General features: G+C 44.9%; 6 protein-coding genes. 3 read left to right on the forward strand and 3 right to left on the reverse strand.

All coding sequences use genetic code 11. The features are described from left to right. Positions 1 to 1843, reverse strand: a 1843-nt coding sequence (locus ABWY16_RS04095; RefSeq protein ID WP_353903377.1) for a PAS domain S-box protein, incomplete at its 3' end; no start/stop codon positions are given. A gap of 361 nt (positions 1844 to 2204) precedes the next feature. On the opposite strand from ABWY16_RS04095, the gene ABWY16_RS04100 reads away from it, so the two are divergent. From ABWY16_RS04100 to ABWY16_RS04110, 3 genes are all read left to right on the forward strand, one after another. Then, positions 2205 to 5306, forward strand: a complete 3102-nt coding sequence (locus tag ABWY16_RS04100; RefSeq protein ID WP_353903378.1) for a SusC/RagA family TonB-linked outer membrane protein — start codon at positions 2205 to 2207, stop codon at positions 5304 to 5306. A 12-nt stretch (positions 5307 to 5318) separates the two neighbouring features. Beyond that, entirely contained in the window at positions 5319 to 6668 is a 1350-nt protein-coding gene (locus ABWY16_RS04105; protein ID WP_353903379.1) for a RagB/SusD family nutrient uptake outer membrane protein, read from the forward strand. 246 nt (positions 6669 to 6914) lie between these two features. Then, complete coding sequence (locus ABWY16_RS04110) at positions 6915 to 8147, forward strand: hypothetical protein (RefSeq protein ID WP_353903380.1); 1233 nt, start codon at positions 6915 to 6917, stop codon at positions 8145 to 8147. On the opposite strand, the gene ABWY16_RS04115 is transcribed toward ABWY16_RS04110, so the two are convergent. Together ABWY16_RS04115 and ABWY16_RS04120 are read right to left on the reverse strand one after the other, a co-directional pair. After that, the gene (locus ABWY16_RS04115) at positions 8107 to 8442 is read right to left on the reverse strand and encodes a metal-sulfur cluster assembly factor (protein ID WP_353903381.1); all 336 of its coding nucleotides are present in this window, start codon (positions 8440 to 8442) and stop codon (positions 8107 to 8109) included. The two genes, ABWY16_RS04110 and ABWY16_RS04115, sit on opposite strands and share 41 nt — an antisense overlap. Beyond that, the coding region (locus ABWY16_RS04120; protein ID WP_353903382.1) for a hypothetical protein at positions 8429 to 9586 on the reverse strand (1158 nt) is incomplete at its 5' end. The genes ABWY16_RS04120 and ABWY16_RS04115, both read right to left, overlap by 14 nt.

A 9586-nucleotide genomic window follows, 5' to 3' on the forward strand; every position in this document is an offset into this window, starting at 1 on the left:
TCGGAATAGTAAAATAGAAACTACTGCCCTCGCCCACCTTACTTTCCACCCAGATCTTACCTTTGTGTTTTTTGACAAAGTCGAGGCACAATTCCAGACCCAGCCCGGTGCCCTTTTCTCCGGATGTCCCGTAAGACGTATAATGTGAGCTTTTCTTCCAGATCTGATTCACGATGCTTTCAGGTATACCTTTGCCTGTGTCCGTAACAGAAAACAAGATGTCGCCTGAACGCTGGGAAACCGCTACGACTACAGTACCACTTTGCGTAAATTTTATCGCGTTGGAGACCAGGTTACGGATGATCGTAGCCAGCATATCCTTATCTGCAAATACTTTGAATCCCTCGCCAACTTTTTCTATAAGCACAATGCGTTTTGCATCGGCCATCGGTTTCAGGCGTTTCAGGCAAGTTACTACCTGCAGTTGCAGATCATCTATCAGAACAGGATGAAAGTCGAGCGTATTGAACTGGTTTTTTGCCCAGCGCAGCAGGTCCTCAAGCAGTTCATTGGCATTTTGGAGGCCGGCCTTCATTTTACAGATGTATTCAGTAAGGTCTTCCTTGGTAGCTTCCTCCACATCCATCATGGCTAGTTCAGCAAGTTTGAGGCTGGCGGCGACGGGGTTCCGGAGGTCATGCCCTACAATTGAAAGTAATTTCTCCCGGTGGGTATTCAGTGCTTTCAGTTCTGTATTCAGTGACATCAGTTCGTTCTCCTGCAATTTTCTAAAAGTAATATCGCGGATACTGCCTTCCGAACCTATAACCTTCCCTTCTTCAATAATCATCCTTGCATTTACCGAAGCATAGCGCAACTCGCTGTTTTTCGTTTTCAGTTTTACTTCAAAATCAATTACAGAGCCGTCCTGCTTCAACACGCGGAGTATTCTGTCCCTGTCTTCGTTGTAGTAATAAAAATCAACAGCAGGATGCCCGATAATATTTTCCCGCTTATCGCCGTAATATTTCTCTATGGAAGGGCTGATTTCGTTAACGATCCCATTCTGATCGGTTCGGTAGTAGATATCCTGGGTATTCTCAAAAATCTTCCTGTATTTTTCTTCGCTGACCGCCATGGCTTGTTCAGCTTTCTTGGTTTTGGTGATATCCTGAAATATCCCATAGACACGTACAACATTGCCGTTTACCCATTCTGCATTCCCCTGCACCCTTACCCACAATTCCTTTCCACGTGCAGTAATCATTTCCAGCTCAAGATTATACCCTTCTCCATTCTGTACGGCAGCTACAAAGGCCCTCACAAGTTTATCCCTGTTTGCACCTTCCTTCATAAAGGCAATGGCGGCGGTGAGATTAGGTACATATTCCTGGCTTACTTCGTGCAATTGCTTGGTTACCGGCGACCAGTATATTTCGTTTTTAAGCAGATCAACCTCCCAGGCGCCTACCCTTGCCACTTCATTGGACTGTTCATATAGGTCCAGCATTCGTTTAACATGCGCCTCTTTTTCCTCTTTGTCAGTTATCAGCTCCATGTATACCAGCACCCCGCCGGTCTCGCCTGATGTGTCTTTCCAGGATTGCAGTTCCCAGCGAACGGTCTTTCTCAATCCGTTGGGAAAGATGAGCTCGCTCTCTTCGGCCTGATGCGGCTTTCCATCCAGCACCTCATGATATGCAAGTAACCACTCCTTTCCCTCAACGCGGAATATCTCAGCATGGCACTTGCCAGCAGGCTCCACTACCAGCTTAAAATCATTCTTCCACTTCTGTGATACAGTCAGATAGCATAACTCTCTGTCTAAAAGTGCTACTGAGTATGGAGAATTACTTACGACCTCATGGAGGGAAGCAGGTATATTGGTTGTTAATGTATTCACATTGGAAAATCTAATCAAGTGTCAATGATAATTTGAGCGTTATCATAAGCTATATTTAAATACGTAAAAGTGCCCGGTATGGATTATTCAGATAGTTAATAAGGCTTATTGCAAATCTTAAAAAATAAAGTCTATTGATTTGGTAGAGTATCAAATAATATTTAAGTTTACCTCCGTTTAAATCAATTACCCACAATATAGTCTATGATCGGATAAAAAGATATATAAATAAAACTGGCAAGGTAGCCTTGCCAGTTTATGAAACATGAAGATTCAGCCTTGTAACGCCAATCACACACTGAAAATTCATTCATCTTATGCAAACGAATACTCATCATCAACATAAAACAATGTTAAATATATGGAAATATTTACCTCCAAAAATAAATACCCCCTAATCTTTCAGCTTGCTATTATATTTCTTCTTTTAGTTAGTCCATTTTACCTCTCCGCACAAATCCCGACAGCCACCATCAATTCCGAATTAAAAGGAACGGTTACCGATGCCGCCAACAGACAGCCCTTACCGGGAGCTGTGGTACGGATCAAAGGAACTACCCATGCAGTTTCTACAGATAATAAAGGAAGATTTGTGTTTGAGACCGGACAGAAGTTCCCCTACATCCTTCTTGTTTCATTTATAGGATACGCACCAAGAGAGTTTACAGCCAATGGAAGTCCGGTAGAAATCCAGCTCACTGAGAACAACAACCAGCTAAATGATGTGGTAGTTGTAGGTTACGGCACCCAGACCCGAAAATCTTTGACGGGATCTGTAGCTACCATCAGTGTTGAGGAAGTAAAAGACAAACCTGTAGCTACTTTTGAGCAGCAATTACAGGGAAAAGCCGCCGGCCTGCAAATCAGTGCCTCTACCGGCATTCCCGGTGATGGTATGTTTATCCGTGTTAGGGGAACTACCTCCATCAATGCCAGTAATGACCCTCTATATGTGATTGACGGCGTGTACATCAACAGCAACTCCCTGCAAAATATAACTACTCAGGGACAGGCCAACAATCCACTGTCTGATATCAATCCCAACGATATTGAAAGTATCACTGTGCTGAAGGATGCAGATGCTACAGCAATCTACGGAGCCAGGGCTGCCAATGGTGTTATCCTGATTACCACAAAAAGAGGGAAACAGAATTCAGCACCGAAAGTCACCCTGAATACCTACTTCGGCGCTGCCTGGGCACCCAGACTCTGGGATCTTGTTACCGGCCCTCAGCATGCAGAGCTTGTGAATGAAATGTACCGCAACTCGCTGGCCGATGCCCTTGCTGCTGGTAACACTACAGCAGCAGCGACCTACAGGAACGTGCCCTTCAGGGCATTAACGGATAATCCGTCAGGATCTCCTGCCCCGCGCGGATTGCCACAGGACCAGCAGACTTACGACAGGCTGAATAAAGTCTTCAGAACCGGATTCCTCCAAAACTATGATGCCTCAATATCCGGCGGTAACGATAAAACTACCTATTATATCGCTGCCGGCTTAAATAAACAGCAGGCAGATCTCAAAACAAACGATTTTAGAAGAGGCACTTTTAAGATCAATATCGACCAGAAGATCAATGATATCTTCAGCATGGGTACTTCCAGTACGCTGACGCAAACTTACAGGACAAATGCACGCGTAGGTGATGGTCCGCAGGGGGGAATCCTGCAGTCGGCCCTTCATACTCCAACCTATCTACCCGAGGTCAATGCTGATGGAAGTCCTGCGAAATGGGCGGGTTTTGACAACCTGGATATTCTGCTTAACAATACTAACATGCATTCTACCAGCAACAGGCTGATCAGCAATCTCTATGCAGAAGCAAAAATCACTCCTGACCTCAAATTCCGGAGCAGCTGGAGTGTCGATTACAATAATTACAATGAATATCAGTACTGGAACAGCCTTACCAACCTCGGGATTGCCAACCATAACCTGGGCACATCCAGCGTATCTACAAATACGGTATGGACTAATGAGCAGACTTTAGCATACAGCAAGACGCTTGACAAACACAATTTTGGCGCGCTGATCGGTAACTCCCTGCAGGGAACGGTTCTTGGAACCACCCGCGCAGACGGAACCAATTTTCCAAATGATTCATTTCAGCAGATAGCCTCCGCAGCCAGTACAACATCTACCGTCACAGAAACGCAGTACAAGTTATCGTCCTTCTTCGCAAGGGTCAATTATAATTATGCGGGTAAATACTATGCGGAGTTCAGTATGCGGGCTGACGGTTCATCCAGATTTGGTTCCAACCACCAATGGGGATATTTTCCTTCTGCAGGTGTAGCCTGGAGGATCAAACAGGAAGATTTCCTAAAGAATAACACTGTTATCAGCGATTTCAAGTTACGCGGGAGCATCGGTACTACAGGAAATCAGAACAACATCAATGATTTTGCTTCCAGGGGATTATGGGGAGCTGGTGCAAACTATCAGAATAACCCCGGCACCTTGCCGCAGCAGCTTGAAAATCCAGACCTGAAATGGGAAAGCACGCGTCAGATCAACCTGGGATTAGACCTGGGACTATTCAACGACAGGCTGACTATCGGTGCGGATGTATATGATAAATACACGAGCGACCTGCTGCTGAACTTACCATTGGCCACCAGTACTGGTTTCAGCTCTATCCTTGAGAATGCGGGCGAGATGAGCAACAGGGGTTTCGAGATATCCATCAGCAGTACCAATATCAACAAGAAGGATTTCAGGTGGACCACCAATTTCAACTTCTCCAGAAATATCAACAAAATTGAGAAGCTGCCCATTCCTGTCGTTGCAGCCTATGCAGCCGAAAGGATGGTAGAAGGACTCCCAATGAATACCTTTTTTGTCTACAACCAATTGTATGTAGACCCCCAGACAGGAAACGCTGTGTATGAAGATTATAACAATGATGGCAGGATTACTTCAAGTGATTTACGTCCGGTAGGTACCGCACTGCCTAAATTTACCGGTGGGATCACCAATACCTTCCTTTACAAAGGGTTCGACCTGGCGGTGTTCTTCAATTTTGTATATGGTAACAAAGTATATAACAACAACGCCTACTTCCTGGAAGGCGGAGGAACCCGCGATGCCAACAGGGCTATTGATACTTACCAGCTGAACAGGTGGGAGAAACCGGGTGACATCACCGATATGCCGAAACTGAGTGCCCTTGGTACCAATTATACACTCAGCCCTACCAGCCGCAACATCGAAAACGGTTCCTTCCTGCGCTTAAGTAATGTAAACCTGGGATATACTATCCCCAGAAGCTTCATTGAAAAGATCAAACTGAGCGCTGTAAGGGTTTATGTAAGTGGCTCTAACCTCTGGCTGATCACTAAATACAAAGGAGCTGATCCGGAAGTAAACGTTTCTTCTTCTTCTACTGTGCTGGGCTATGACCTTGGTACACCGCCTATTCCAAGAACTTTGCAGATAGGTGCTAACATCACTTTTTAATTATACACAGGCATGAAAAAATTACTATATATCCTCCCATTACTGATCCTGCTGGGTTCCTGCAAAAAATTCCTTGAAACAGACCCACAACAGCAGGTAGATCAGGCAGAAGCTATTACCAATGCAGGTTCAGCAGCAACAGCTGCCAACGGTATGTTTAATGTGCTTGCCAGTAACGATTATTACGGCTCCAACTTTCAGTCGCTCGCTTATCTCTCCGCAGGAGATATACAGTGGACAGGTTCACAGGCCGCTCCCAGCGAAATCACCAAACACCTTACATCGGCTACAAATGCCAATGTAGGCGCAGCATGGACTGCAATTTATAAAACCATTTCATCAGCCAACTATATCATTGCCAATGTACCAGGTGTAAATGACCCGCTTTTTACCACTGCATTGAGAAACCAGTATGTTGGTGAAGCCTATTTTGTACGTGCACTGGCATATTTTGATCTGGCCCGCGGCTGGGGCGGCGCACAGCTGGTGCTCAGCCCTACGCTTACCAAAGCTGATAACAAAAACATCCCCCGCAGCAGTCAGGCAGACACTTACGCACAGGTTTTAAAAGACCTGAATGCAGCAGAAACATTGGTTCCGGCAGCAATAAACCGGAACCGTGTGAGCCAGAAAACAGTCTGGGCCTTAAAAGCAAGACTGTACTTGTACCAGCAGCAATGGGCTCTGGCAGAACAGTTTGCAACACAGGTGATAACGAGTACCGATTACACCCTGCTAAAACCCTACAGTTCATTCTTTGCCAATAGCGCAGCAGCTACAGCAGAATCCGTATTTGAACTTGCGTACACAGTCTCAAACACCAATAATCACAGTAACTGGTGGCTGCCGCCAGTACTGGGAGGGCGCCGGGAATGGGCACCGTCGGATGTGCTGGTTGCTTTGTTAAACAATCCTCTTGCTGGCGGAGGCCGAAATACACTGATTGCCCAGACTGCAGCTCCGGGAAACCTTTGGTACGGCAAACTCTATTACCGCACACCAGTTGGTACTGATCCGGCTTATATCATCCGCATCTCAGAGCTTTATTTTATACGCTCCGAAGCAAGGGCACGACAAGGAAATATTAACGCTGCACTTACAGACCTGAATGCAGTGCGCGACCGGGCAGGAGTAGCTGCTACTACAGCTGCTAATCTGAACGACCTGCTGCTGGCACTCGAAAATGAGCGCAGGCTGGAATTTCCTTTTGAATCCGACCGCTGGTTTAATCTGGTAAGGACCGACCGTGCACAAACAGTATTGTCCCTTCCGGATAAACACTTGTATCTGTTTCCTATCCCTTACAGCGAAACAGTTGTAGATCCCAACCTGGCCGGCGGAAACGCAAATCCGGGTTACTAAAAATAACACAGGAAACGCTGACAGCCTATAGTGATTGTCAGCGTCTCCTGTTAAGCTCTTCTTCAGTAATTCTACCGCTGATTGCGGCAGCAATTACAAAGTGTAAAAGAGTCGAAAATCAAACCATTAGCTTAAAAAATCAAACCCGATGTTATGCTTTGCAAGCTAATTTATGATTGGGATCATAACCTGGGGGATTAGGGCCTGCTATCTTTGGATACGCTTATAATCCCGCAGTTTCTGTATATGGAAAATCCTCCTTTTAAATTCAGCAAATGGCTGAAGATTGCCCTGTTTAATTTTCTCATCACTGCTCTGGCGGGTATCCTTCTGAGGTATCAGTCTAATTTCCCCATGGCTTCCATCAACTACATTTTCCTGTTGCACAGCCATTCGCATTTTGCATTTACAGGCTGGGTTTCACTTGCTCTAATGTCGCTAATGATAAATTACCTCAGCAAAGAACAGCAGGATTATAACAGCAGAAAGTATGAATGGATATTGATTGCAAATACATTCAGCGCGTATGGGATGCTGATTACCTTTGTACTGCAGGGTTATGCCCTTTATTCCATTACCTTTTCTACCCTGTCTATTTTTGTCTCTTATGTATTTATCTGGGTTTACTGGAAAGACCTGACAAAAGCCAGTGGCCCTGCAGTAAAGTGGTTTAAAACAGCAATGATCCTCTGTGGCCTCTCCTCACTGGGAGCTTTTACAATGGCTTTCTTTATGGCAAAACATATCCAGGTACAGGAATACAATCTTGCAGCCATCTATTTCTATCTGCATTTTCAGTACAACGGCTGGTTCATCTTTGTATGCCTTGGATTATTGTTTGCGTACCTGGATCAGGAACACAATATCAGTCTGCCACTGATCAGCCGTAACCTTTATACAGTTCTCGCAATAGCTGTTGTACCCTCTTATCTGCTTTCGCTGAGTGGAATGGACATTGTTAAACACTTCAGCTGGATTCTAACAGCTACAGGCATATTACAATTATTCGCACTTTATGATTTTGGTAGATTAATTAGAACTGTTAAAACAGAAATTGCCGGTAAGCTGGGCAGCAATACCCTTCAGCTCTGGACACTTGCTGCGATCTCCTTCATCTTAAAGCTCGTATTACAGTTCCTCCCGGTTATTCCGTGGTTTACAAGCTATGCTACCGGCTTCAGACCAATAGCTATTGCATACCTCCATTTAATATTTCTGGGTATAGTTTCTTTTTTTATCATTGGATATATCAATGAATATCAGGTATACAAACAGGGGCAACTGCCTGGCAAAGGAACATATATTTTTATTGCCGGCGTTTTTATCCAGGAAACGATCCTGATGCTGCAGGGGCTCACTGCAATGTGGAGTTCAGTGCTGCCCCATGCAAACTTATTCCTGCTGTTCTCTGCCATTATTATAGGTTCCGGCATCAGCATTATTGCGTACCAAGCCGTCTTTTGCCGTCGTCAGATATAAAATCATGGTTCCATACCGGACTCCAAACCAGCTTGACGTTTAGCCCAAAGCCAGGGAAAAACCGGAGAATGCAGTTTTTCACGGCTGACATTATACTTTCGCCCATGGGACAAAACTTAGAGCTCAGCGTCATTTCTACAGTTATATTTGTCTCGTCATCGCTCATTTCAATGGCATATACCAAACCCATATCCACAATATTGATCTGCAGTTCCGGATCGATAACTGTCTTTAGCGCATCTGCGACCTCCATTTTCATAAAAGAATGATTGTCGGGAACTTCATAAATTATCATAAGGCTCAGTTTTAGTATGGTGGAACAGTAACCAGATCACGTGTGAAAAATAAGTTACTGCCGTTACTATCAGGCTGCAGGCACCGCTGAATTTCAGGACACGGAGGTCAAAGAAAACCCCACTGAAAAACGTCAGGGTAAAAACAGTAAATGCGATAAACTGAATCCTGAGTAAAATCTTTTTGGTCAGTTCCGCAGGCGAAGGTGTTTTTACCATTCCGGCCAGGTGTTCATAATGTTTCACCCAGATGATAAAGGGCAGTGTTTTAAAGGTTTGCCCAAGAATGAGCGCGGTAATCCAGCCCATAAATAGCAATATACCGTAGAGCATTGTAAGGCTCACTGCGGACGGATTTCGCTGCAGGTGCTCATACATGATAAAGGGAATTACCAAAATTGAAATGATAAGGAGCAGGAAAGAAACCAGCGTTTCCAGCATGGGCAGATCTATTGCCCTGCGCAGGCGGGAAAGGAAACAATGATAAATATAAACGAGGAAACATGCAGTCCCGGCCAGACTTGTTGCAGTTATAATATAAGTACTGTAGCTGATACCATTATAGTATCCATTGATCAGAAAGAGTATCAGAGAGCCGTTTACCAGATAATAACTGTAATCCAGCAACTGTTTTTTCTGTGTTCTGGAAACCAGGAACATGGGTACCAGCTTACTGCTTACACCCATAATCAGCATCAGGAACCAGCCGCCAATGCCCATATGCGCATGCAGCCTTAAAAAGGTAAGATGGTCAGTGTTCAGAAAAATAAATTTAAAATTGAAGACCATCATTACGCCCATCATAGCAGTAAGCACCAGCCAGCCACAAGCAGTTACAATAAATTGCTGCTGAACAGCGCTGTCCCTATGGCTTCTTACTGTCAGAAATACATTTACAGCCAGGGCTGCGATGCCGGTAAGTAACAATAAACCAGCAATTTCCATATATATTCCCGTTGCGAACAGCCAGAAACAAGCTGTTAGCAGGACCAAACCTGCGCTGAAAGAAATGAAACTGAGCCAGCATAAACGAATGCTGTAAAGCTCAGTTTCAAGAATAACCGGCAGCAGCTGGTATAAAGCACCAAAGATGATCATGCTGCCCCAGCCCAGTGCAGCCATATGCGTTAAGGCAAGGATTTTTGG

This window comes from Pedobacter sp., assembly GCF_040513095.1.
GTDB lineage: Bacteria > Bacteroidota > Bacteroidia > Sphingobacteriales > Sphingobacteriaceae > Pedobacter.

Bases quoted from the DNA above. Each gene is read 5' to 3' on its own strand.
- ABWY16_RS04110 (WP_353903380.1), top strand. From the start codon at position 6,915: ATGGAAAATCCTCCTTTTAAATTCAGCAAATGGCTGAAGATTGCCCTG.
- ABWY16_RS04115 (WP_353903381.1), bottom strand. From the start codon at position 8,442: ATGATAATTTATGAAGTTCCCGACAATCATTCTTTTATGAAAATGGAG.
- ABWY16_RS04105 (WP_353903379.1), top strand. From the start codon at position 5,319: ATGAAAAAATTACTATATATCCTCCCATTACTGATCCTGCTGGGTTCC.
- ABWY16_RS04100 (WP_353903378.1), top strand. From the start codon at position 2,205: ATGGAAATATTTACCTCCAAAAATAAATACCCCCTAATCTTTCAGCTT.